The 25,057-nt window shown below is 45.4% G+C and carries 17 protein-coding genes and 1 pseudogene; 5 read left to right on the forward strand and 13 right to left on the reverse strand.

The window, feature by feature from the left end:
• The first annotated feature begins 1 nt into the window (after position 1).
• The gene (locus tag MHI37_RS23375) at positions 2 to 445 is read left to right on the forward strand and encodes a polymer-forming cytoskeletal protein (RefSeq protein ID WP_076337497.1); all 444 of its coding nucleotides are present in this window, start codon (positions 2 to 4) and stop codon (positions 443 to 445) included.
• A gap of 177 nt (positions 446 to 622) precedes the next feature.
• On the opposite strand, the gene MHI37_RS23380 is transcribed toward MHI37_RS23375, so the two are convergent.
• The 6 genes from MHI37_RS23380 to MHI37_RS23405 form a co-directional block, all read right to left on the reverse strand.
• Positions 623 to 1,417: a DUF2705 family protein gene (locus tag MHI37_RS23380; protein WP_076337498.1), complete on the reverse strand. Its 795-nt coding sequence runs from the start codon at positions 1,415 to 1,417 to the stop codon at positions 623 to 625.
• A complete protein-coding gene (locus MHI37_RS23385) occupies positions 1,410 to 2,330 on the reverse strand; it encodes an ABC transporter ATP-binding protein (RefSeq protein WP_076337499.1) in 921 nt (306 codons plus the stop codon). Before MHI37_RS23385 ends, MHI37_RS23380 begins: the two co-directional genes overlap by 8 nt.
• 595 nt (positions 2,331 to 2,925) lie before the next feature.
• Positions 2,926 to 4,308 (reverse strand): sugar phosphate nucleotidyltransferase, encoded by a 1,383-nt coding sequence (locus tag MHI37_RS23390; RefSeq protein WP_076337501.1) that lies wholly within the window; start codon positions 4,306 to 4,308, stop codon positions 2,926 to 2,928.
• Between the two features lie 29 nt (positions 4,309 to 4,337).
• Complete coding sequence (locus MHI37_RS23395; protein WP_076337502.1) at positions 4,338 to 4,778, reverse strand: PilZ domain-containing protein; 441 nt, start codon at positions 4,776 to 4,778, stop codon at positions 4,338 to 4,340.
• A gap of 311 nt (positions 4,779 to 5,089) precedes the next feature.
• Positions 5,090 to 9,694, reverse strand: a complete 4,605-nt coding sequence (gene gltB, locus MHI37_RS23400; RefSeq protein ID WP_076337503.1) for a glutamate synthase large subunit — start codon at positions 9,692 to 9,694, stop codon at positions 5,090 to 5,092.
• A 704-nt stretch (positions 9,695 to 10,398) separates the two neighbouring features.
• Positions 10,399 to 10,794 (reverse strand): kinase-associated lipoprotein B, encoded by a 396-nt coding sequence (locus tag MHI37_RS23405; RefSeq protein WP_076337504.1) that lies wholly within the window; start codon positions 10,792 to 10,794, stop codon positions 10,399 to 10,401.
• 201 nt (positions 10,795 to 10,995) lie between these two features.
• Between MHI37_RS23405 and MHI37_RS23410 the strand changes: the two genes are divergently transcribed.
• The 3 genes from MHI37_RS23410 (at position 10,996) to MHI37_RS23420 (ending at position 14,541) form a co-directional block, all read left to right on the forward strand.
• Positions 10,996 to 12,114: a glycosyltransferase gene (locus MHI37_RS23410; protein ID WP_076337505.1), complete on the forward strand. Its 1,119-nt coding sequence runs from the start codon at positions 10,996 to 10,998 to the stop codon at positions 12,112 to 12,114.
• A 90-nt stretch (positions 12,115 to 12,204) separates the two neighbouring features.
• The gene (locus tag MHI37_RS23415; RefSeq protein WP_076337506.1) at positions 12,205 to 13,620 is read left to right on the forward strand and encodes an NAD-dependent malic enzyme; all 1,416 of its coding nucleotides are present in this window, start codon (positions 12,205 to 12,207) and stop codon (positions 13,618 to 13,620) included.
• 267 nt (positions 13,621 to 13,887) lie between these two features.
• Positions 13,888 to 14,541: a VTT domain-containing protein gene (locus MHI37_RS23420; protein WP_076337507.1), complete on the forward strand. Its 654-nt coding sequence runs from the start codon at positions 13,888 to 13,890 to the stop codon at positions 14,539 to 14,541.
• Positions 14,542 to 15,479: 938 nt separating this feature from the next.
• Here the strand turns inward: MHI37_RS23420 and MHI37_RS23425 are convergent.
• Together MHI37_RS23425 and MHI37_RS23430 are read right to left on the reverse strand one after the other, a co-directional pair.
• A complete protein-coding gene (locus tag MHI37_RS23425; RefSeq protein WP_306010677.1) occupies positions 15,480 to 16,496 on the reverse strand; it encodes a C40 family peptidase in 1,017 nt (338 codons plus the stop codon).
• A 339-nt stretch (positions 16,497 to 16,835) separates the two neighbouring features.
• A complete protein-coding gene (locus MHI37_RS23430) occupies positions 16,836 to 17,747 on the reverse strand; it encodes a cation diffusion facilitator family transporter (RefSeq protein WP_076337508.1) in 912 nt (303 codons plus the stop codon).
• Positions 17,748 to 18,019: 272 nt separating this feature from the next.
• Between MHI37_RS23430 and MHI37_RS23435 the strand changes: the two are divergent.
• Positions 18,020 to 18,429 (forward strand): annotated as a pseudogene (locus MHI37_RS23435) (ABC transporter ATP-binding protein); the annotation flags it as partial.
• A 141-nt stretch (positions 18,430 to 18,570) separates the two neighbouring features.
• Here MHI37_RS23435 and MHI37_RS23440 read toward each other — a convergent pair.
• The 5 genes from MHI37_RS23440 to MHI37_RS23460 all read right to left on the reverse strand — a co-directional run bounded on the left by MHI37_RS23440 (position 18,571) and on the right by MHI37_RS23460 (position 24,826).
• A complete protein-coding gene (locus tag MHI37_RS23440) occupies positions 18,571 to 20,190 on the reverse strand; it encodes an ATP-binding cassette domain-containing protein (RefSeq protein ID WP_076337526.1) in 1,620 nt (539 codons plus the stop codon).
• Positions 20,191 to 20,236: 46 nt separating this feature from the next.
• Positions 20,237 to 20,818: an MFS transporter gene (locus MHI37_RS23445; RefSeq protein WP_076337509.1), complete on the reverse strand. Its 582-nt coding sequence runs from the start codon at positions 20,816 to 20,818 to the stop codon at positions 20,237 to 20,239.
• A 10-nt stretch (positions 20,819 to 20,828) separates the two neighbouring features.
• Complete coding sequence (locus MHI37_RS23450) at positions 20,829 to 22,259, reverse strand: FAD-binding oxidoreductase (protein ID WP_076337510.1); 1,431 nt, start codon at positions 22,257 to 22,259, stop codon at positions 20,829 to 20,831.
• A gap of 229 nt (positions 22,260 to 22,488) precedes the next feature.
• Complete coding sequence (locus tag MHI37_RS23455) at positions 22,489 to 23,556, reverse strand: Gfo/Idh/MocA family oxidoreductase (RefSeq protein WP_076337511.1); 1,068 nt, start codon at positions 23,554 to 23,556, stop codon at positions 22,489 to 22,491.
• A gap of 163 nt (positions 23,557 to 23,719) precedes the next feature.
• On the reverse strand, positions 23,720 to 24,826 hold the full coding sequence (locus tag MHI37_RS23460) for an MBL fold metallo-hydrolase (RefSeq protein WP_076337512.1): 1,107 nt from the start codon (positions 24,824 to 24,826) through the stop codon (positions 23,720 to 23,722).
• Positions 24,827 to 25,057 lie beyond the last annotated feature (231 nt).

Consider the following 25,057-nt stretch of genomic DNA (forward strand, 5'->3'; position numbering starts at 1 on the left):
AATGTTTAAAGAAAACAAACGGCACTCAGTAACGGACAGCTTAATTGGAAAAGACACGGTTTTCGAGGGAAAAATGAGCTGCGATGCAAGTCTTCGAATTGAAGGAGAATACCGTGGCGATATTGATTGCAAGTCAGATGTTGTTATCGGGGAATGCGGCATAGCGCTCTCAAATATTAAAGCAAGGAATGTCACTGTGGCTGGTAAAGTATTTGGAGATATTGTAACGAGCGGCCGCCTCATCATTACCTCCTCTGGGCAATTGACAGGCACTCTCACAGCGTGCTCTCTAATCATTCAAGATGGGGGCTCCTTTAATGGCATGTGTCATATGGAGCAAACCGATATCGCAAAACATACGCTTACAGAGACAGATAAGCCTAGTCTACAAGGCAAGGAGATCAACCACAAGGAAACGAAAGAGAAGTCGCGTCAAGCCGGGTAACAAGGTGAAACGGCTGTCGCCGTCCTTTGGCGGCGCCTGCGCGTTTCATTTCCAGAAATATAGAGAAAGTATGGCGAAATGATATACTTTCCTATATTTTCATAAAAAAGCCGTTCAGCTGCTGACCAGCTTCCGAAGAAGCAGCAGCCCGAACGGCTTTCTACTGCAAATTGCTATTTAAGAAGCGACGTCGCGTTTATTGAATATATACCACGTCAAAGCGATGAAGATGACATAATAAACGGCTAACACACCAAGAGAGAAGCCTAAAGTCATCCCTTCCCGCATTGGGAAGCCATCTAAATATTGCGTAAGATTCAAATGAATAAACAATAAATAATCAATCCACTTGTAATCAAGCATCGCGATTAAAGCGACAAAGCTGTTAACGCCAAGCAAGAGAAACAGTGCCATCCCAATGGCAAGTCCACTGCTGCGGAAAATGGTAGACAGCATAAACGCCAGTGTAACTGTGACTACGAGTGAAATTAACGTTAAGCCATAATATTTGAGCATATACATGACCGGACTCGTTATTTCCTCGCTAATGAAGCTTGGCTTTATCTCGGGATCTGCATTAATTCCAAAGCATATCCAGTTGACGAGAATTGTACTTCCAAATAATAAAATCGCGAGCAGAATTGCAAACAGCATAATGGAAATATATTTGGACAATAGTATTTTCGAACGCGACCATGGACGTATAAGCAGCAGCTTGATCGTCCCGCTTGTGAATTCCTCTGCGACACCGCCAGCCGCGATGACCACTGTAAATATCGTAACTAATAGAAACAATATCGAGGATTCCAAAAACGCGACATCCCACATAGAGGAATCTCTGCCTCCGAAGATAAGCCACATAATCGATATCGCCAATACGAGCAGCAATAAAATTCCCGACATTACCCAAGTACGAGGACGACGGTAAATTTTCATATTCTCATTTTGTATAAGCGGTAAAAAATTAACCAATTCGTTCCCCTCCTGTCACTTCTAAAAACTGATCTTCCAACGTTTTCACCTGTGCACGAATACCATACACTTTGATCCCTGCAGCTACTAGAGAAGCATTAATAGCAGCTATGCTCTCCTTGTCGGCGTCTACAGCGATCGAATTCTCACCCGCAAGCACTCCTGAAACGCCCGCAGCGAATAATATATCCAGCGCATTGTGCGTGCGATCAACCTCTATGAGTACACGATTATTTACTTTGTCTGCATGCTCGCCACGAATATTTCGGACATCAATCAGCTTGCCGTTTTGAATAATGGCAACACGGTCGCACATAAGCTCCATTTCAGATAAAAGGTGACTGGATACAAAGACCGCAATACCTTCCTCCTTGGATAGCAAACGCAAGTAATCACGAAGCTCACGTATGCCAGCTGGATCTAGACCATTTGTAGGCTCATCCAAAATCAACAACTGCGGCTTATGTAAGATCGCCTGTGCAACACCCAGGCGCTGACGCATGCCGAGAGAGTAGGTTTTGACCTTATCGTGAATACGGCCTTCAAGACCAACAAGCTTCACTACCTCATGCACACGGTGCTCTGTAATTCCTGAAATCATACGTGCATAATGAATTAAATTATCGTAGCCGCTCAAATATTTATACATTTCAGGGTTTTCTACAATAGCGCCTACTTGACGGATAGCCTTCTCGTACTGCTTTGTGATGCTGTATCCGCCTATCGTTATTTCTCCTGCTGTCAGCGACATTAAGCCCACCATCATCCGAATGGTAGTCGTTTTTCCCGAACCGTTCGGGCCAAGAAAACCAAATACTTCTCCAAGCGGCAAATCTAACGATAACTGATCGATAATCGTTCTTTTGCCGATTTTCTTCGTAACATTTTGCAATTTAACTATAGGTTGCTCCATGTCTATTTCCCTCCTCCAAAAATCCAAACCTTATTCATTATAAACGATTCAGGAAACAATTGGTAGTTGCAAGGTGAAACGGCTGTTGCCGCCCTATGGCGGCGCTGCGCGTTTCATTCCGGAGAAATATAGAGATAGTATGGCGAGAGGATATACTTTCCTATATTTCAAGGTGAAACGGCTGTTGCCGCCCTTTTCTAAGGAGAAGATGTTTCGCAAAAAAAGACACCTCTACTCTACAGCTAAACTGTAGGGTAGAGGCTCTCATTATCATTCGTTCGATATGGGCGCGCAGCATGTTCAGCAACTTTCGCATCTGCACGAAGGAACATTTTATAGTCATAGTTACTGGTCTTACCCGGTGAATCTACTATAGCATCCAGCCTGTCCTGCTCCTCGCTGCATGTTAAGCAATACCCCATTGGATGTACCACTCGGAAAAAGCCTGTTCTGAACACGATATCCGCCTCAGGATTAGAAACCAACTCTCCGCAACTAACACAATAAAAACGGTCCTTAGAACATATCATCCGATAGATCGCTTCCTCTCTCTTTCGTAATGATTGTATCCCTTTATTAGCAAACTATGCTGCTCTTACACCATATTGGATTGATTCGTTATTTCATCCCAAGTTACAGCTAATCGAATGATATCATCCTCGCTTATTATTTTTCCCGTCTGCACTTCAATAAGCTCTATATCTGTAATTGCACGTATACTATGCCGAGAGCGCTCAGGTATCATTATGGCGTCGCCTGCTCCTATGGCACGATATACCTCATCTAGTATGAGTACTCCTTCTCCGCTTAAAATAGTCCACGTCTCATTTCGTTTAAAATGCAGCTGATAGCTCAGATTTTGCCCCTCCGCTATAAAAACTCTTCTTGTGACACTATGCAAGCCTGATGCCAATACTACTGAATCAATGATCTTTGAGTGGCCCCAGCGCCGTTCCTCATATTTTGGCTGCTCATTCATCGATTGCAGCTTTGCATCGAGTGCAGCCCCTCCATTCTTACTAGTTACCAAAATACCATCTGGGCTTGCTGCTACGATAATGTTGCTTAGACCGATTATGGAAATCGGAATATCCAGCTCATTTATTAGCTTAGACTCCTCGCTATCCTCGGAAACTTCACCTTTTCCTAGCTGATCAAAAATAATATTCTCTGATAATGATTTCCAAGTACCAAGGTCCTTCCATGCCCCATTGTAACCTACGACTGATCGAGAGGCTGTTTTCTGTGTAACCTCAGCTTCAAAACTAGCTTTGGGCAGTTTCGAGTACTGCTTATATAACTCATCGTAATGGATAGGAAGACTGCGTTCCAAAAGCATTGTAATCATAAAATCAAGCTGAAAAGCATAAATGCCAAGGTTCCAAAGTCCACCCTGCTGAATTAGCTTATTAGCTTCTGCTTCATATGGCTTTTCCTTAAATGTATTCACCTTACGTTCGTACAGCCCTTCATCATCCTGCAGCAAGCTCGCTTTAGGAACAATATATCCATACTGCTCAGAGGGGCAGCTCGGTCTTGTCCCAACCATTAACAGCTCTGACCTGCTCTCTCTGGAGAGCTTCGGAAGTCCTCGTATGCAAGAGAAGAAATCGCTCTCAACATATGCATCTACCGGCATAACAATGACCGTTTCACTTAGAGAAGCTCCTGCGATAGAATACAAATAAGCAGCAGCTAGTGCTACTGCCGGAAAGGTGTCTTTTTGCTCAGGCTCAATAATGAGAGGAGCTTTATCACCTATTTGCCTCTGCAAGAGCTCTACCTGCTGACGGCAGGTTGCAATTCGCGTATGCTCCTGTAAATCGGCTTCATCCAGCTGGCGCCACATTCGCTGCAGCATCGATTCCTTCTCACCGCTCGGTCCTTGCAGTACCGATAAATATTGCTTAGCTCTATTTCGATTGGATAAGGGCCATAATCGCTTTCCTGATCCACCTGATAATAATATGATTTTCAAAGCTTATCTCCCTTCCATACTGCGCGCGCTTAGCTGCTGCAATACATCCGTTTTGTATTCAACAATCTGCTGTACAAATAATGGATTTTATGCTGCTGCGGCTGCTTCTCTAATATCTCTTGATTCATTACACCTATAATTAAAGAACGAAGCGTATCCGAACATTCAAACAACACACCATGTGAATATTGATTATCTTTTTTCGAATTCCAAACGATGCGTCCGCGTACTACAATTTGCACATTGGAAATGATCATTCGAAACTCAACCAAATAATTTTGCTGAACGGGTAAATGCAAGCCGGATAAAAAGCAGAGCCCATTCTGACTCAAATTAAGCAGAAGCACGTTAGTCATTGAGGGTGTTAACAGCTGCCCATCTTTACTAATTAGTCTAAGCTCTGCCTTAACCCCTTCTGTAAAACGAAGCCTGATATGTGATCGCAAGGCTTCATTTGAATGGTTGTTCATTATGAATTCCTCCATCATACCTAATAACGTCATGACTCATAAATACTTATGATTTTCAGTTAAAGGCTGTATTCTCACATACCCTGCTCATAGCTAAGTAGTATTCATTCTATTCATAAGGAATCAATGAAAGGTATATTAACATCATTATACCCGAGTCCATCGATGGAAAATGTCGGTTAGTAGACGCGGCTTTTTTCTAATTTAGAAGGTTTTTGTCGAAAAACAAAAGGGACTGTCGCTTGAAGCAGTGAATCTACTTCAAGGACAGTCCCTTAATTGCCTATATGCTTTTTTACTCTCGTATTCTGCTATTTGCCGCCTACGCGGGCAAGCTCTCTTTTGTTCGCTTCGAAGGCTGCAAGCAGCGCCTCATCGCCTGCTAAACCTGTATCCTGAACCTTGCGGATTTGCTCAAGCATACGCTTGTAATCCTTCGGAATCACTTTCACGAATTTAGCAAGCGATACTTCCCAATCACTTAATACACGCGCGCCTAATGCACTTTCTGTATGCTGTACATGTGATTCAATCAAGCCTTTCAGCTCAGCAATATCTTCCGAATTCTCCAGACGCTCCAGCAGCACCATTTCCAGATTACACTGGTTGTAGAAAACGCCTTCCTCATCGTAGATATACGCAACGCCTCCGGACATACCTGCTCCAAAGTTACGTCCTGTGCTCCCGAGAATGACCACTCGCCCACCTGTCATATATTCACAGCCATGGTCGCCTACACCTTCGACAACAACGTTAGCTCCACTGTTCCGAACTGCAAAGCGCTCACCAGCCGTACCACGTATATATGCTTGACCACTAGTTGCGCCATACAAAGCTGTGTTACCAATAATAACATTGTCCTCAGCGATAAAGGTTGCTTTCGGTGAAGGCGCTACGGAAATTTTACCGCCTGATAAGCCTTTGCCGAAATAGTCATTCGAATCGCCCTCAATCGATAGTGTGATGCCTTTAGGCAGGAATGCGCCAAAGCTCTGACCAGCTGTTCCAACGAAGTGATACGAAATGGTATCCTCAGGCAAGCCTGCCGCGCCATAACGACGAGTAACCTCGCTGCCTAGAATCGTTCCGACAACACGGTTCGTATTCAAGATAGGGAATGTACCGCGCACCCGTTCACCACTGCCGAGCGCAGGCTCCGCAATTGGCACAAGCTGCTGCATATCAAGCGATAGCTCTAGTCCGTGGTTTTGCTCTTGAATGTTATAGCGAACCGCATCCTGCGGAAGCTCTGCTTCATAAAGCAAGCTCGATAGATCGATGCCTTTTGCTTTGTAGTGCTCAAGCATCTGCTTTGTTTCCAAAATATCAACGCGGCCTACCATTTCTTGAATGGTGCGGAAGCCGAGCTCTGCCATAATCTCACGCAGCTCTTCAGCAATGAAGCGCAAATAGTTAACGACATGGCTCGGATCGCCCATAAACTTTTTGCGAAGCTCTGGATTTTGCGTGGCAACGCCTACTGGACAAGTATCCAATTGACACACACGCATCATGATGCAGCCAAGCACGATGAGCGGAGCCGTAGAGAAGCCGTATTCTTCAGCTCCCAGCAGCACTGCTATTGCAACATCGCGTCCGTTCATCATTTTACCGTCTGTCTCTAGAACTACGCGATCACGCAATTTGTTAAGCATAAGCGTCTGATGCGTTTCAGCTAGACCTAGCTCCCAAGGCAAGCCTGCATGGCGAATGGAGCCCATTGGAGATGCACCCGTACCGCCATCATAGCCGCTTACCATAATAACGTCAGCACGGCCTTTTGCTACGCCGGTCGCAATCGTTCCTACCCCAACTCCGGATACTAGCTTTACGTTAATCCGTGCGCGTGGATTTGCATTTTTCAAATCATGAACAAGCTCCGCCAAATCCTCAATCGAATAAATATCATGATGCGGCGGCGGTGAGATAAGTCCAACACCAGGCGTTGATCCGCGAACCTCAGCAACCCAAGGATATACTTTAAGACCAGGCAGCTGACCGCCTTCACCAGGCTTAGCGCCTTGGGCCATTTTAATTTGAATCTCATCTGCATTAACCAAGTAGTTGCTCGTTACCCCAAAACGTCCCGATGCGACCTGCTTGATCGCACTCCGTCTTGAATCACCGTTCGCGTCAGGAATAAAGCGCGCTGGATCTTCCCCGCCCTCGCCAGTATTCGACTTGCCGCCAAGGCGGTTCATCGCAATAGCCAGACTCTCATGGGCTTCCTTGCTTATGGAACCGAATGACATCGCACCGGTTTTGAACCGCTTCACGATGGATTCAAGAGATTCAACTTCCTCAAGCGGAACAGGCTGACGACCTTCCTTGAATTTAAGTAAGGAACGCAGCGTTAAATGCTTCTTGTCCTCACCCTGTACAAGCGCTGAGAATTTCTTGTATAGCTTGTAGTCGTTCGTACGGGAAGCCATTTGCAGCGTATGAATCGTCTGCGGTGTAAATAAATGGTCCTCGCCGTCTTTGCGCCACTGATAATCGCCACCGGAGTCAAGCTCTTTCTCTGCGCCTTCCTGCTCAGCGAATGCACGATGATGATGCTTCAACGTTTCTTCTGTAATCACATCGAGGCCAATACCGCCTATACGAGATGGAGTCCAAGTGAAGTACTGATTAATGACATCCTCTTTCAAGCCAACCGCTTCGAAAATTTGCGCGCCGCGATAGGACTGAATCGTCGAGATCCCCATTTTGGACAATATTTTGACAACGCCTTTAGTCGCTGCTTTGATCAGGTTTTTAACGGCCTTCTCATGCGAAATGCCGCGAAGCATGCCTTGGCGAATCATATCGTCCAGCGTCTCAAATGCTAGGTAAGGGTTAACCGCATTTACACCGTAACCAAGCAATAACGCAAAGTGATGAACTTCACGAGGCTCGCCCGACTCCAGCAAAATAGCAACCTTCGTACGCGTACCTTGGCGAATAAGATGGTGATGTAAAGCCGCTACTGCCAGCAAAGCTGGAATTGCAGCATTTTCCTTGTCGACGCCGCGATCGGATAAAATAAGCAAATTATGGCCTTTATCAATGACGCGATCAGCCGCTTCACACATCAGCGTAAGTGCATCACGCAAACCTGCTTCTCCTTCGCTTGCCACAAAGAAGATTGGAAGCGTAATGGAACGGAAGCCCGGACGGCGCACATGGCGCAGCTTAGCGAACTGCTCATTGGACAATATTGGCGTATCTAATTTAATATGACGGCAGCTCTCCGGCTCAGGATTAAGCAGGTTTCGCTCAGGGCCAATCGTCGTTCCCGTCGCCGTAATAATTTCCTCGCGAATCGCATCAATCGGCGGATTCGTTACTTGCGCAAACAATTGCTTAAAGTAATTGTACAAGCGCTGCGGTTTCTCCGATAATATCGCAAGTGGAGCGTCGTAGCCCATTGATGAAATCGGCTCAGCACCGCTGCCAGCCATCGGCTCAAGCACCTTGCGAATATCCTCATAAGTGTAGCCAAATGCTTGCTGTCTCATTTGTACAGTAGTATGGTTAGGCTCTGGCAGCTCGGGAGCTTCTGGAAGATCCTCTAGATCCACGAGATGCTCATTCAGCCAATCCCGGTAAGGATGCTCCGTTTCAATCTCCGCTTTTACTTCCTCATCAGAAATAATGCGGCCTTGCTCTGTGTCTACAAGCAGCATGCGTCCTGGACGCAAACGATCTTTGTATAAAATATCTTCAGCCGGAATATCAACTGTTCCTGCTTCAGAGCCGAGTATAATGTGATCATCCTTCGTTACATAATAACGGGCTGGCCGAAGACCATTACGATCAAGCACAGCACCAATTTTTATGCCGTCTGTAAAGCCAAGCGCAGCAGGTCCGTCCCATGGCTCCATTAACGTACTGTGGTATTCATAGAACGCCTTGCGCTCATCGCTCATGCTCTCATGGTTAGACCATGGCTCTGGAACCATCATCATAGCTGCATGAGCCATTGAGCGACCAGACAAGAACAGGAACTCCAGCGTATTATCGAACATCGCTGTATCGGAGCCGTCAGGATTAATGATCGGCTTGATCTTCTCCATATCATCACCGAACAGCTCAGTGGCAAACAACGTTTGACGTGCATGCATCCAGTTCACGTTGCCGCGAAGCGTGTTAATCTCTCCGTTATGGATCATATAGTGGAAAGGATGCGCGCGCTCCCAGCTCGGGAACGTGTTTGTACTGAAACGGGAGTGAACAAGAGCCATCGCCGATACGACAGACTCGTCATTAAGCTCAGAATAGAATGAGCGTACTTGCTCAGTCGTAAGCATCCCTTTGTAGACGATTTTTCTCGAGGATAAGCTCGAGAAATAGAACATATTGCCGCCTTCTTTGCCGGCATAACGAATCGCAAGCTCAGCACGCTTACGAATTACATATAATTTGCGTTCAAATGCCATATTGTCCTGCAGGCTCTCATCCATACCGATAAACAGCTGCCGCACAAAAGGCTTAACAGCTAATGCAGATTCCCCTAGCTTCCGATCATCCGTTGGAACTGTACGCCAAGCAATCACGGATTGCTTCTCTTCTTTAACAATGGATTCCACTTCACGCTCGATAGCCGCGCGCGCAGTCTCATCCTGCGGCATAAAAATCATACCAACAGCATACTTGCCTTCAATAGGAAGCTTTATTTCTTGTTTATTTAATTCTGCTGCAAAAAAAGCATGTGGAATTTGAAGCAAAATACCTGCTCCATCTCCTGTATTCGGTTCACTGCCTTGACCGCCGCGATGCTCCATATTCTCGAGCAGCGTTAGTGCCTGGCGAATAACCTTATGTGATTTTATTCCTTTAATGTTTGCCACAAAGCCCATGCCGCATGCGTCTTTCTCGAATTGCGGATCATAGAGCCCCTGCTTAGGCGGCAATCCCAAAATAGAGTTCTTCATTGTGAGCAACCTTTCTATGAGAAGATTTTTGGGTAAGCATGAACGTAATGAAATTATGCACCGCTGAATACGTTTAACGCTTCATTTTCGGCTTGTTTTATCATAGAATGGTAATCAGCAGGGCGCATCGGCCTACTTTTTATCACCCATAGTCTAAAATCCTGGTACCTCTATCCTGCGAGCACCTGCGTCTTATTGACCATACCGAGCCTTTATCGCGATATTGCGATTATTATCTTAATTTTATCATTAGGCTATAGTGGAATCAATTTAGTATTTTCATAATTGTTTGCACTATTTTACTACAAAGTTATACCTAATTTATCGTTTACAAACTCTCGAACATCCATTTTGACACAAAGAACAACCTAGCATGGATTGACGTTTTCTATTCATTCATATTTTATCAGCAGGATGTGTGCATGGTGTATAGTACGTTAACCTTTCCATTATACCCAGAAGCTGACCGTTTGTTTCTAATCGCTTGTTTAAAGGAGCTGAGCAACACTTCGGTTGCTAAAGGGGATAGTCATCCTAGCCGCGCTGGCTATGAGGCTATGGGGGAAAAACGGAGCATCTATATTCTATTTCGCAATATTGCGGAAGCGGCTCGCGCTGCAATTCATTGGAATGCTGCTGCGCAAACCGCTTCCGCAAAGCTTCTGGGCAGTACGATGAACATCGCTGCCTTTAAGACACATCTGCTACTTGTATTCCTTCTGCAGCTGCTGCATCTGCTCAAGTGCCATAGCCGACCAGCGATGCAGCCGATCAAGAGCATCAATAGCTGCTTCAGTTGCTGTTCTTAGCGAGTCGCTATAATCCGGTACAGCACCTGTATATGGCTTCAAATCACGAATAAGTACAGTTGTTTTCTCTGTATAGCTAAGCGCACGCCGCTCATGAAACATCGGTACGTCAGGATTATAAGGATTATGCAGATCACCTTGCTCTGGATGCTTTAGTACAGCAAGAACCTTAACGAGCGCACGGGGCTTGTTTAATTCTACGAGTTCTCCTACATATTGGCCTGATCTAATATCGACACGAACATAATTGCCAATGTTGCATTCTTGATCCTCTTGATTAAATGTTGTCATTTCTTTTGCCTCACTTTTCATTTATATTTATATGTAAAATATTTGTAAATATAGCTTGCTTCAGGAATGCATATGCTAATCGTATCCTTATCTTCTCTTAAGGATAGTTTATCTGCTGCAATATTCGCAACTCATAACCAATAAAACTTGTGTTAGTCGTACTTGCATCGTAATATGGAAATAGAAAAGTAGGTGGAATGAATGCGTAAGAAAAGAGTGCTTCTGCTCTCTGAAGGCTTTGGCTCAGGTCATACACAAGCTGCTTTTGCGCTTGCTGTCGGACTAAAGCAGTTGTGTCCGGGGATTCAGACCCGCGTCATCGAGCTTGGAAAATTTCTTAATCCGGTGCTTGGTCCTTGGATTGTATCAGCGTATCGCAAAACCGTAAGCAAACAACCTAAGATGGTCGGTCTTATGTACCGCAGCAACTATAAAAAATCGTTTAATCGTCTCACACAGCTTGCCATTCATCGTATGTTTTATACTCATACATCGCAGGTTATATCTCAATTGAAGCCTGATCTAATTATTTGTACGCATCCAGGACCGAATGCAGTTGTTTCCAGACTAAAGCGTCTCGGACTAATTGATACCCCGCTGTTCACCTTAATTACCGATTATGATGCTCATGGCTCTTGGGTAAATAAGGAGGTTAATCATTATCTCGTTTCCTCGGATATTGTAAAGGAACGTCTAATGGACAAGGGGATAACCAATAATCGAATTGAAGTAACAGGAATTCCTGTTCATCCGAATTTTTGGCATACATATAATAAAGAAGAAGTAAGAGAGCAGTTCCATTTGCAAAATATGCCTACCGTACTCATTATGGGCGGCGGTTGGGGAATTATGTACGAGGATAACGCACTCGAGTATATGACCAAATGGCGAGAAAGCACTCAGCTCATCTATTGTGTAGGCTCCAACGAGAAAATGAAGGAAAAAATGCTCTCTGATCCGCTTTTCCAGCATCCTAACGTTCATATTCTCGGATTCACCCGCGAAATAAATAAGCTCATGGATGTTTCAGATCTGCTCATTACGAAGCCGGGCGGGATGACTTGCACCGAAGGAATGAGCAAAGGAATTCCGATGCTCTTCTATGAACCGATACCAGGGCAAGAGGAAGAAAACTGCGAATACTTCATAAACAACGGCTTTGGCGAAATGCTTGACTCCAACGATGTCGTTGATCGTTGGTTCTCGCTCATTCATCAGCCTAATGCCGCGGGGCAATTCCGTGACAGTCTGCTAACGAAACGAAATTTACAATATGACCCGACAAATTGTCCGAAAGCCGTCCTGCGATTCATGCAGTGATGGTTTTCTTTTTTTCCCAACTGTGAGAATGAAGCATAAATTGTATGCCCTTATCCAAATAGTATAACTAATTGAAGGGAGCTGTTTATAATGAGTTCAAATATGACAGATGGCAAAACCATTATTTTGCGATTGGAGATTGATACGAATCTCGCCCAGTTCGGACGCGCGGCAACAGCAATTGAGCAAGCCAAAGGCGACATCATCGCCATAGACGTCATACATACAGATCGCAATAAGAGTCTGCGTGACTTAACCGTCAAAATTTCTGAGCACGGCGCCGCCGAACGGCTGACAACCGCACTGAAATCACTAGAGGGCATTCGATTGGTTCATATTTCCGATCGCACCTTCCTGCTTCATCTAGGCGGAAAAATAACCGTTCAGCCTAAAACCCCTATCCAAAACCGTGATGATTTATCACGTGTTTATACACCCGATGTCGCTAGAGTGTGTCAAGCCATCTTCGAGGAGCCGTCCAAAGCCTACACCCTCACTGTCAAAAGAAATATGGTCGCCGTCGTTTCCGATGGGAGCGCTGTTCTTGGGCTAGGCAATATCGGCCCCTATGCAGCTATGCCGGTTATGGAAGGCAAGGCAATGCTGTTCAAGCAATTCGCAGACGTCGATGCCTTCCCGATCTGTCTCGACACACAGGATACGGAAGCAATTATCGCTACGATCATTAATATTGCTCCTGCGTTTGGCGGCATTAATCTCGAGGATATTTCCGCGCCGCGCTGCTTTGAAATCGAGCAAAGATTGCGGGGCGTGCTTGACATCCCTGTTTTTCACGATGACCAGCATGGAACAGCCGTTGTTCTATATGCAGGCTTGCTCAATGCGCTAAAGCTCACTGGTCGCAAGCTGAGCGAGGCTCGTATTGTCGTCTGCGGGATCGGAGCTGCTGGTACCGCCTGCTCTAAAATGCTGCTTGCAGGAGGCGCAGAGCATATCGTTGGCGTAGATCGCGAGGGTATTCTGACCGCTAATCAAACTTACGACAATGCAATGTGGCAATGGTATGCAGAGCATACCAACTCACAACGCCAATCTGGAAGCTTAGCAGATGCGTTAAAGGATGCAGATGTATTCATTGGCGTCTCGGCAGGTGGAATACTTACCCGCGCTCTTATCGAGACGATGGCAAAGGACCCCGTTGTATTCGCAATGGCGAATCCTGAGCCTGAGATCCGGCCAGAGCTTGCGGAGGACATCGTTGCTGTCTTCGCAACAGGACGATCCGATTACCCCAATCAGATTAACAATGTGCTATGCTTTCCTGGAATTTTCCGCGGAGCTCTCGACAGCCGTGCCACAACGATAAATGAAGAAATGAAGCTTGCTGCGGCGGAGGCGATCGCATCTGTGATTAGTGATGACGAGCTTAGTCCTATGTATATAGTCCCTAGCGTATTCAACAATCGAGTTGTCGAGGAAGTGCGCCGCCGCGTCATCCAAGCGGCCCAGCAAAGCGGCGTCTCTCGTCGTCAGACAAGAGAATAGAGGTCTGCAGCCTAAATTGTCGCTTAGTAAAAAAAGTTTGAAACCTGTCAGCGGGGAATCACGTATTCCATAATAGGGCTTAGGCCTCAAACTAATGACAACTATCATCTTTTTCTGCTTATCAAATATGTTATAATTAAAATATTAAGCGCTAAAGCGTTTTTTGCAACAAGCTGCAGCATAGGTTAGCACATAATGAATTAATACTCACTCTATGTCGTTAAGCAGGCTTAATGTGTAGTTCGTTGACGGAAAGGGAGCCTGGTAATGTTTCAAGCTGTAGTTGATTTTTTAAAGGATTTCGGGCCACTAGGCTTGTTTATTCATGCGTTTCTGGATGCTGTTATTTTTCCCATTCCTGCTTTTTTTCTTCAAGTTTCATTAAGCATACTAAATCCATCTACCGCATTATGGCTGGCAACAGTGGGCTATATCGCCTGCCTCCTAGGTACACCTGTCGGGTATTATCTTGGGAAGGTAATGGGCAAATCAGTCCTATATAAGTTTCTGAAGAAAGAATGGATCGATGCTGCAACAGATCGATTTCAGAAGAACGGTGAAGCTGCCATTCTTATTGGCTCCTTTACCCCCATCCCCTTTAAGGTTTTCACCATTTTGTCAGGCTGCTTAAACTTTCCAATATGGAGATTAATAGGCTACGCAGCGATCGGACGTGGTTTGAAGTTTTATATTGTTGGTCTCTTGTTTTATTTCTACGGACGTGCGGCGGAGGGCATGGTTAAAAATGTATCCTTGTATATCTTCGTAGTCGCCGTGCCTATCATCATTATTTTCCTGTTGATTCGCAAGAGAAGAAACAAAAAGAAAGCGCTGGCAAATAAGCAGGCCGAGGCTGCAGCAGAGCAGAGCGGGCAGGTTATACAAAGCGAAAACACAAGCACAGTACAAATTGATTCCTAACATTTGAGTGATCACTCGGGGATAACGCTCGCTCCCATATACGTGCCTAGCACAAAAGAACACATAATTGCTTTGTTACTATAAGCAACTATGTGTTCTTTTTTCTGTACGTTTTCGACCGTCTCCAGCCACTAATCCAACCTCATAAGCACCTATGTGTGCTTATCGTGCAAGTATGTCTGCTGTTTTTACGCCATAAGCACCTATGTGTTCTTATCCACACGATTTGACCGTCTCCAGCCACTAATCCAACCTCATAAGCACCTATATGTGCTTATCGTGCAAGAATGTCTGCTGTTTTTACGCCATAAGCACCTATGTGTTCTTATCCACACGATTTGACCGTCTCCAGCCACTAATCCAACCTCATAAGCACCTATATGTGCTTATCCGCACGATTTGATCGTCTCCAGCCACTAATCCAACCTCATAAGCACCTATATGTGCTTATCGTGCAAGAATGTCTGCTGTTTTTACGCCATAAGCACCTATGTGTTCTTATCCACACGATTTGACCGTCTCCAACCACTAATCCAACCTCATAAGCAGCTATATGTGCTTATCGTGCAAGAATGTCTGCTGTTTTTACGCCATAAGCACCTATGTGTTCTTATCCACACGATTTGACCGTCTCCAGCCACTAATCCAACGCCATAAGCACCTATGTGTTCTTATCCACACGATTTGACCGTCTCCAGCCACTAATCCAACCTCATAAGCACCTATGTGTGCTTATCGTGCAAGTATGTCTGCTACTATATATCTCAAAATGTGGACTACCTAAAAGTCTCGGCCTGCAACCTTTACATGTAATGCAAACAAAAAATCAGCCCGTGACCCGCTGTCCATATAAGAACAGGTGGATACACAAGCTGATTTTTTTCATTTATGATAGTGGCTGTTATAGCTTGATGAGTTGCGATAGCCTTTTATTAATTTTATAGTGCGCTTCCGCCAAACACCATACGATACTCCCAGTGAGTTCCTTCAATGCTGCTAACCGTAACGCCGCCGCCCTCAACCGAATACGTATGCAGCACCTTGCCGTCTCCTAGATAAATGCCATCGTGCGAAATCGTTGCCTTAGATTTATCTATCCCGCTATATGAGGATGCTTTGGTGCCTTTGTAGGACATGAAAAAAACAAGATCCCCACGCTTCAACTGCTTCCAACTCGTCTTGGCTCCGCCCTTATCCTTCACATACTGACCTTGCTGACGTGAATCTGCTGGCAGCTTAATCCCAAGGGCATCCAGGAAGGCTTGTCTTACAAAATCAGAGCAATCAAATGTTGTTGTTGTGTTTCGATTTGAGCCGTACTCATAAGGCGTGCCCAAATACTTCATGCCTGCTGCAATTATTTTCTCCACTTTTGCGTCCGTTGACAACTCAGGAGCAGTTACCCCGCCGCCCCCACTATTTCCGTTATTTCCTGATCCATTAGAAGGGATAGAGCCTGTTATGGTTAGAAATGAATCTTGTGTGCTAACATAACCGCGAATACCGTTTCCATCCTGTACCTCATACCAATAGCTGTTGGTTTTCGCAAGAATGGTTATCTGCTCACCCTTCTTTAAATAGCGAATCCTCTCACCAGATGTGGATGCAGCCTTTCGAAACGAGACCGATGCTTTAGCTACTGCGTTGCCGGTTTGAACCGCAGTATCCTTTTTAAGCTCAATATATTGCGAAGAAGTTGATATGTATCCGGTTTTGCCTGAGGAATCCGTCACTTTGTACCAATACGAATTCACCTTATCAATTACCGTTACTTGCTCGCCTTTCTTTAAGTTGCGAATAATCGATGCTGATGTAGAGGGAGATGTGCGCATATTTACGCCGGATTGTACCTCTCCTGTTTGTGCTGCCAATGCTGCTGGTACTGAAATCGAGCTAAACAATAATGCAGCCGTTAACGTTGCTGTTGCTATCCTTTTTTTCATGGTGTAATGCAAACTTTACGCCTCCTTGGTTTAAAAACAGTTTAGGTGTAACGGTCTCTGCTCTCATTGTAAATTCGAATAGATTCGACAAGTATCGACCAATATTCCTATTTGCTTACTCATTTAACTAGGAATTAAGAATCATGAATTTTCACAAACAATACACAAAAAAGACATCTCCGCTTAAGAGATGCCTAATAGCCCATTGCATTTATAATTTACGCATATTATGACGTAGATCAATATATATATATTTTTAAATTCATGACCTTTGTCTACCGCTTGTTTCCATGACTTTAGAACTAATAAATTAGAATTTTCTCTTTATTTGGTAACAATTACCGATTATTTTCAGTGGTTATTTAGTCCATTCATCTCTATATGCTTAATGAGCTCCTGAGGCTCAACATGAACATGTACACTCATAATATTATGCTTCCGTCCCATACGCTGCTCGATTTCATCGCTAATCCGATGACTTTCGATAAGGGTAAGCTGGGGATCTACCTGTACAATAACATCAACAAGCACATGGCTGCCATGTACTCTTGCCTTAATATCCTTGATCGATTTTACACCTTTCGTTTTGGCAATTGTTGCTCTCAGAGAAGACAGCTCATTCTCGTCGAAACCGTCGGTAAGCGCGTGAGTTGAGCTATAGAAAATATCCCATGCTGTTTTGCAAATAATGAGACCTACCGCTATCGCTGCAACTGGATCAAGCCATGGCAAGCCAAACTGAGCTCCGATAATTCCGATTGCCGCTCCAATACTGACAAGCGCATCCGATAAATTATCTTTGGCGGCTGCTAGCAGAGCTTGATTGTTTATGCGCAGCGCCAGCTTTTTATTATAAAAATAAACACCTAGCATACAAACAGCCGCAAACAGAGCAACCCATGCTGTAATGAGGTTCGGGGTATGCTGAGTTGGAGAAAATAACGATTTGACCGCAGTAATCAACACCTGAATGCCGACAGTAGCCATAATAAAAGATGCAATAAGCGCTGCGATAGTTTCCGCGCGAAAATGTCCATAAGGATGATCTTTGTCCGGTGGCTTCTGAGATATTCGCAGGCCAATCAATACCGCTGCTGATGCAACGATATCCGTCAAGTTGTTAAATCCATCTGCTACAAGAGCTCCTGACACAAACCAGTAGCCGGCAGCGAGCTTGAGGGCAGACAACACCAAGTAGGCAGCTATACTAACCCAAGCACCCTTCTCCCCCTGCTTTATATCATCATACTGATTCAGCTTCATTACCTCCCAAGCGTTAAACTTATGTATTTTCAAGCCTTGAAATTAGCTTATCGGTATCATACTCGAACGAATGCGTGTGGGTCTAGAGAAACAGTGTTTACCAGGTGCGGACTTTTATGCATAAATGCAACATTTCGCTCGATTTTAGGATCAGCGATCGTAGCTGCCAGACTGCACAAAGTACAGCAGAAAGCTGACATGACCTGAAAAATAACGAGCTACACTGCAGAATTGCATTAGAAATAAGCATTACAGAGGTAATCGCGACGAACCTTCCACAGGATCCAATAGCCCCGGAAGGATTGTCCGTTCATCAGCTTGTCAAGCAAGGACGCTGGCCCAGAATACTTCGACCATATTGCTTGATGAGCCTACAACCTATTTAGATATGGCGCATCAAATCGAAATTCTTGATCTGCTGTTTGACTTAAATGAGCAAAAAAATCGCACCATCGTTATGGTGCTTCACGATATTAATCTTGCATGTCGTTACGCGCATCATATCGTTGCCGTGAAAGATGGGCATATCCATGCGCAAGGCAAGCCAGAGGACATCATTGACGAGGAGCTCATCCGGTCCGTATTTCAGATGGACTGTCAAATAAACATCGATCCGATCTTCGGGACGCCGATGTGCATCCCTTATGGCAAAGGCCGCAAGCTCAAGGCTGCCAATAAATAAACGAAAAAAATGGTGAAGCAGAGGCGGAATATTCTGCTTCACCATTTTTTTATTTTGATCAGCGCCAGCCAGCGTTTCAAAAAAAGAAGCGTCGACCCGCAAGGTTCCCCTCGCAGGTCGACGCTCTTCTATCATTGCGGCCTAAACCGCGTACATACGCTCACGAAGCGCTTTTACCTCAGCACTTTCAAGGTACTCGTCATAAGTCATCATCCGGTCGATTACACCATTTGGTGTAATTTCTACGATGCGGTTAGCAATCGTTTGAACGAACTGATGGTCATGAGAGGTAAATAGAATGGTGCAATCCGTATCCGTCAAGCCATTGTTCAGAGCCGTAATGGATTCTAGATCCAAGTGATTCGTTGGCTCATCCAAAATAAATACGTTCGCGCCTTCAAGCATCATCTTAGAGAGCATGCAGCGAACCTTTTCTCCTCCGGACAATACGCTTGCTTTCTTCATTGCATCGTCACCTGAGAAGAGCATACGGCCTAAGAAGCCGCGAATGAATGTCTCATCCGGGTCCTTCGAATATTGACGCAGCCACTCCACAAGATTCAAATCCACCCCATCGAAATAAGGAGAGTTGTCTTTCGGGAAATAAGCCTGCGAAGTTGTTACGCCCCATGAATAGCTGCCTGCATCTGCTTCAACCTCGCCGACTAGCAGCTGGAATAGCAATGTTTTTGGCATGCTGTTCGGACCGACGAAAGCAACCTTGTCGCCTTTATTAAGTGCAATAGTCAGGTTGTCGATTACTTTTTCTCCATCAATTGTCTTCGTCAAGCCGTCAACAAGCAAGAGCTGCTTGCCTGCCTCACGCTCGCCTTTGAAGAGAATAAACGGATATTTACGGTTCGATGGACGAATGTCATCAAGCGAAATTTTCTCAAGCAGCTTCTGTCTTGACGTTGCTTGCTTCGCCTTCGATTTGTTCGCGCTAAAGCGTTGAATAAACGCCTGAAGCTCTTTAACTTTGTCTTCTTTCTTCTTGTTCTCTCCGCGCATCAGCTGCAAAGCAAGCTGGCTGGATTCGTACCAGAAGTCGTAGTTGCCGACATACATTTGAATTTTACCGAAGTCAATGTCCGCAATATGCGTACAAACCGTGTTCAGGAAATGCCTGTCATGGCTGACAACGATTACAGTACCTTGATAATCTGCAAGGAAATCTTCCAGCCAACGAATAGACTCGATGTCCAAGTGGTTGGTAGGCTCATCGAGCAGCAGAATGTTCGGAGAGCCGAACAACGCTTGTGTCAGCAATACGCGAACCTTCTCATTGCCGCTCAGCTCTGCCATCTTCTTGTCATGCAGATCTGGTGTAATGCCAAGGCCGTTAAGCATCTCAGCAGCTTCCGATTCGGCTTCCCAGCCGTTCATGTCTGCAAATTCTGCTTCAAGCTCACCTGCACGCATGCCGTCTTCGTCAGTAAAGTCAGCCTTTGTATACAAAGCATCCTTCTCTTTCATTACCTCATAAAGACGCTTATGACCCATCATTACGGTCTCAAGTACCACAGACTCATCATATTCATAATGGTTCTGCTTCAGCACAGCTAGTCTCTCGCCCGGCGTAATATGCACTTCTCCGTGAGATTGCTCTACTTCTCCGGATAATATTTTCAAAAAGGTTGATTTACCTGCACCGTTTGCGCCGATCAAGCCGTAACAATTGCCTGGTGTAAACTTAATGCTTACATCTTCAAAAAGCGCCCGCTTCCCGAAACGGAGCGTAATGCCACTTGTGCTAATCATTCGTTTAATCCCGTCCTTCACTACATTATCAATATATATCGAACCATTATACCACAATATGCTCAGAAACCGAACCCTCTTTTGCCCTGCGGCCTGTCTTTCTGATCATTCGCCAAATCGTCCAAGCGCTTGCTCCATAAAGCAAGGCACTCAAATAAAATAAAATGTTGATCGTTAGCCAGTCTATCAAGTAGCCTCCCAATATGACAGCAAAGCCCGAAGCAATAGAAGTCCAAAAATGATAAGACCCTATTCCAGCCCCTCTCGCTCCAGGCTCGGTATAATCGGCCAGCAGCAAGCGCTCACTCATTCTTTGCATCGCATTGCAGGTTCCCATTATGAGCTGCAGCACAAGTACCCAACTATAGGACATGGTCCACGGAAAAGCAAGCATAGCCCCCATCATGCCAAGCGAGCTGACAACAAGCATCGCCGAGCCATGCTTATCCAGTCTAGGCGCAATCCACTGTGAGACAGCGGCAGAGCTTATCGTAAATACAGCAAAGGCGAGGCCGTATTTGGAGAAGCTGTTGCCAAGATTTTTGAGAAACAATAAATAATAGGGATAAATCATGCCAGCAGCTAATGTCATCATGCTTTGCGAGCGTATCAGCCATTTCAAGTTCATAAGCCGCCTCCTAAGCGCCATATTGCTCATAGAAATAATTCATAAAAAGCTCATCCGGGTCGTACTGCTTCTTCTTAGCAAAAAACTGCTCATGCCTCGGATAGACGTTCTTGAACTGCTCCAGCGTTGGATAAGCAATATAAGGCAAATAATAAGAACCACCATATGTGATGAGCTCATCTACGATCCGCTCCACCCCCTGCTTCATTTGAAGCTGTCCTTCCTTTGACAATGGTGCATGGAACAAGCAAACAAGAGCCAGCATATCCTGCTTCGCATACGATAAGACCGCTTCCTCATCTTTATTCACATAACGGATCGTTATATTAAGCAGGTTCAAATCCTCTTCCTTCACAATAGCGCCGAGCTGCTGTACAAATTCATCAAACTGAGGCAGCGGTATAAAATATTCCTGCAGCAGATCGTTTGCTCCCGGCCCGCTATACTCCATAAACTCAGACGCTGCGCGCATCGCATTGTTGCGGCTGACGATTTTTTCCGATTGCTCTACGAAAAAATACTTTTGCAAATTCCACTGTAGATTTCTGCCCCACTCCGTTGATCGATTGATATTAAACAGCAGCTTCCCGGGAGCAACCCAATTCTCATTGCTTCTCAGCTCATTATAATCGGTAAGCTTTAGCGAATCGTCTATAGTGTAATTTTTGGCAAAAGCCTCCTTGAAATAGCTGTCCTTCGCAACCGAAATCCGAGCGATATGCAATCGTATAGCCGCATTTGGCAGCACCTCATTTTGAAAATAATGACTATATTCATCCAGCTCCATCAATATTGTTGACTCACGGTACAGCTCATCTTCAGTCAAGCTTAGCGTCACGTCCAAAATAATACCGAACAGTCCATAGCCCCCCAGCGCCAGCGAAAATAAATCAGCATTTTCCGAGCGGCTTACATTTCGAATGCTGCCATCTGCAGTCAACAACCGGAAGGATTCCACGCTTTTGATCAGCGAGCCATTGCGTATGTCTCTGCCATGCGCATTAATGCTGATAGAGCCGCCTATCGTAAAAGAATTAAGCGATTGCATCGTTTTCACGGATAGTCCGTACGGATTGACAGCCTCCTGTACATCCTCCCAGGTTGCACCTGCTTGCACGATCATTCGCTTGCTGCTGGGATCTACAGAAATGATCCGATTGTAACTTGTCATATCGACGACGATAGCATCCTTATAATAGGTATGCCCTCCTTGGCTGTGGCGCTGTCCTGCTATAGACAGCTTAAGTCCCTTTTCCTTCGCTTCCGCTACGAGCTGTACAAGCTGCTCCTCGGCCTTGCCTAGAATGACCCGTTCCACCTTCACAGGGTGAAGACGGCTGTAATCGGTCACGAGGAACGGATTCTGATCAGCCGAGCTAGTTCTTACATATTGCAAAGCAGCCAGTGCAATCAGCAAGAGCAGCGCGATTCCTTTTTTCATACCGATGCCCCCCATTCTGCCCAGAACGCAAAACTACAAGGTGAAACGGCTGTCGCCGTCCTTATGGCGGTGGCGCGTTACATTCCGGAGAAATATAGAAAAAGTATGGCGAAATGATATAATTTCCTATATTTTAAAAAAAGGCCTCCCCAAAGCGATGAACATCGTTGTCATCATCTAAGAGGAGGCCTGCTTATTTTATAGTTAGATAGAGCTTAGGTTTGCTTACTTAATTCCAATTCAGCTTAACCTCATTGCCCGTGCGGGAGGATTCGTAAATGGCATCAAGAATACGGTTGTTTGTGTAGCCTGACAGTGCAGATGTGATCGGCTGCTTGCCTTCGCGGATACATTCGGCAAAATGACGGCTCATCAGAATACGGTCCTCTTCGCCATCTAGCGGAGTAATGTCGCTCTCCGCAATCCCTGTTTCCGTATGCGTTACATATTTACCGTCATTCCCCACAATTGCTACACCGCCCTGCGTACCCATCAAATGAATGAAGGGCTCCTCGGACATAAATGCAGCATGCGCCGCCCAGCTTACTTCAAGAGACAAGGTAGCACCGTTATCGAACTTGATCAGCGCTGAGGCGAGATCCTCAACATCATAATACCCATCCCAATTTGGCGTTCCCCAGCTTCCGATCCCTTCCCGTTTAGGGCCAAACTCAGCATAGGTAGAGCCATAAACGGATATTGGCTTCGGATTGCCCATCAGATAAAGGGATAGATCCAGCATATGAACGCCGATATCAATGAGCGGACCGCCGCCGGATTGATCCTTGCGCGTAAACCATGAGCCCCAGCCAGGTATGCCTTTCTTGCGAATCCAGCCAGCCTTAGCATTATAAATATGGCCTACATCACCATTATCAACGCGTTGTTTGAGCGCTCGGCTAAGTCCTGTCCAGCGCATCTGATGGGACATCATCAATATTTTACCAGATCTCTCGGCTTCCTCTACAATCTCGCGTGCCGCTTCGGAATGAATTGCCATTGGCTTCTCCAAGAGAACATGCTTGCCTTGCTTCAGCGCTTCAATGGCAAGAGCAGCATGGAAGCTGTTCGGTACGCCGATCACAACAGCATCAATAGAAGAGTCCTCAAGCATAGCTTGCGGGCTTGCATGAACCATCTCGATACCGTGCTCCGCTGCACGCTGTTCGGCAAGCGGAAGATACGCGTCCGTAACCGCGACGACGTCTATCCCGTCTACCTTTTGGAATGTCTGCATATGAATGTTGCCGATCGCGCCTGCACCAATAACACCTAGTCGTATAGTTGCATGAGTCATTTCTTGCTCCTCCTAAAGGTTTGCGAATGCAAACCTCGCTTCGTAAGATTTAGCTTAGGTTTGCGAATGCAAACCGTGCTTCGTAAGATTTGGATAACTCTAGTATAACCGTTTCGACTATTCTCGTCATTGTACGTATTTGGCGCGCTAATGTCCTCGTTTGTCATTTTCCGCAGAGGCGCCAGGTCTCACCATGGGGAAGCACGATAATTCGCTTGTCCTCAATACATCTTTTTCTGCGTGCTGCCTCCAAACGATCCAGCGCCTCCCGTGGCGTATCATCCGCAAGCTTGAAGGCGCCATAGTGCATGGGAACGAACCATTTCGCCTCTAGATCGTCAAAAGCTTGAAGTGCTTGCTCCGGCGTAATATGCTGCGGTCCCATAAACCATTCCGGCTCGTAAGCTCCTATCGGCAGAAGAGCAACCTCGATGGAGAAACGACGGCCAATCTCCTTGAAGCCTTGGAAATACCCGCTATCTCCCGCAAAATAAATCGTCGAGGAATCGGTTAAAATCGGTCGTTCAGTTCTGTTTAATTCGTTGAAGAATGGATGCGTTTCTGTTGAAATTGACTCAGCTGCACTAGCAATTTCCTTACGCACCGCAGCATTCTCTGAGCCTTTATCGGATGTCTTTGGTTTTCCGCCAAAGCGGCTGACTATCTTCGCACTCCGCGTAGAAGGACGTCCAATGACAAATCCTCCCCAATGTGAGCTATTCGTATCCCACGGATTACGGCGAGTTGAATGCTGAGATGGCACAAAAGTAAATTTGACGCCATTGATCAGTACAGACTCCCACCAGTGGAGCTCTTTAACATTAATAAAGCCCTTTTTGCGCAGCTTTGGACCGAGTCCAGCCGGTACAAGCAGCTGCCTGGTGCCAATAAGTTTGCGAAGCGAGTTTATATTTAAATGATCATAATGGGAATGGGAGATAAGCACGACATCAACCGGCGGAACATCCTCAACCTTGATGCCCGGCGGGGACAGTCTTTTTTGGAAAGCCATCTTCGTAGACCACACGGGATCTGTAATAATGTTCAAGCCGCCAAATTGAATGAAAAAAGTGGAATGCCCTACCCATGTTAAGGAAGGCTGTTGTCTATTTTTCTCCAAATATGCAATGTCAGGTTCAACATTCGGAACGGTGAATGAATAATCCTTCAATTTCAGCCTACGAATGCGTTCCTGACGCCATCTTTTGAACTGCTTCAAAGAAGTATGCTGCTCGATATGATCAATATTCGCAAATCGTCTTAACTTCAACTGTTCATCCCTCCCTCGCAAACATCTGTTATTTATAAAGATACCAAGCCTGCGGTAGTCATTGCAAATATGTTATTTATTCGTGAATTCAATGGCTATGCCATGACAGCCACGCTAGCTGCTCGGAAACTAAGCGAAAAATTGCTGCATTGTTCGCATCCTTCCATAAAATAAGTTACACTTATTTATAGAGTTTTACACATAAGACTACGCTTTCGACGCAGATTTTGT

It is taken from the genome of Paenibacillus sp. FSL H8-0548 (assembly GCF_038630985.1).
Lineage (GTDB): Bacteria > Bacillota > Bacilli > Paenibacillales > Paenibacillaceae > Pristimantibacillus.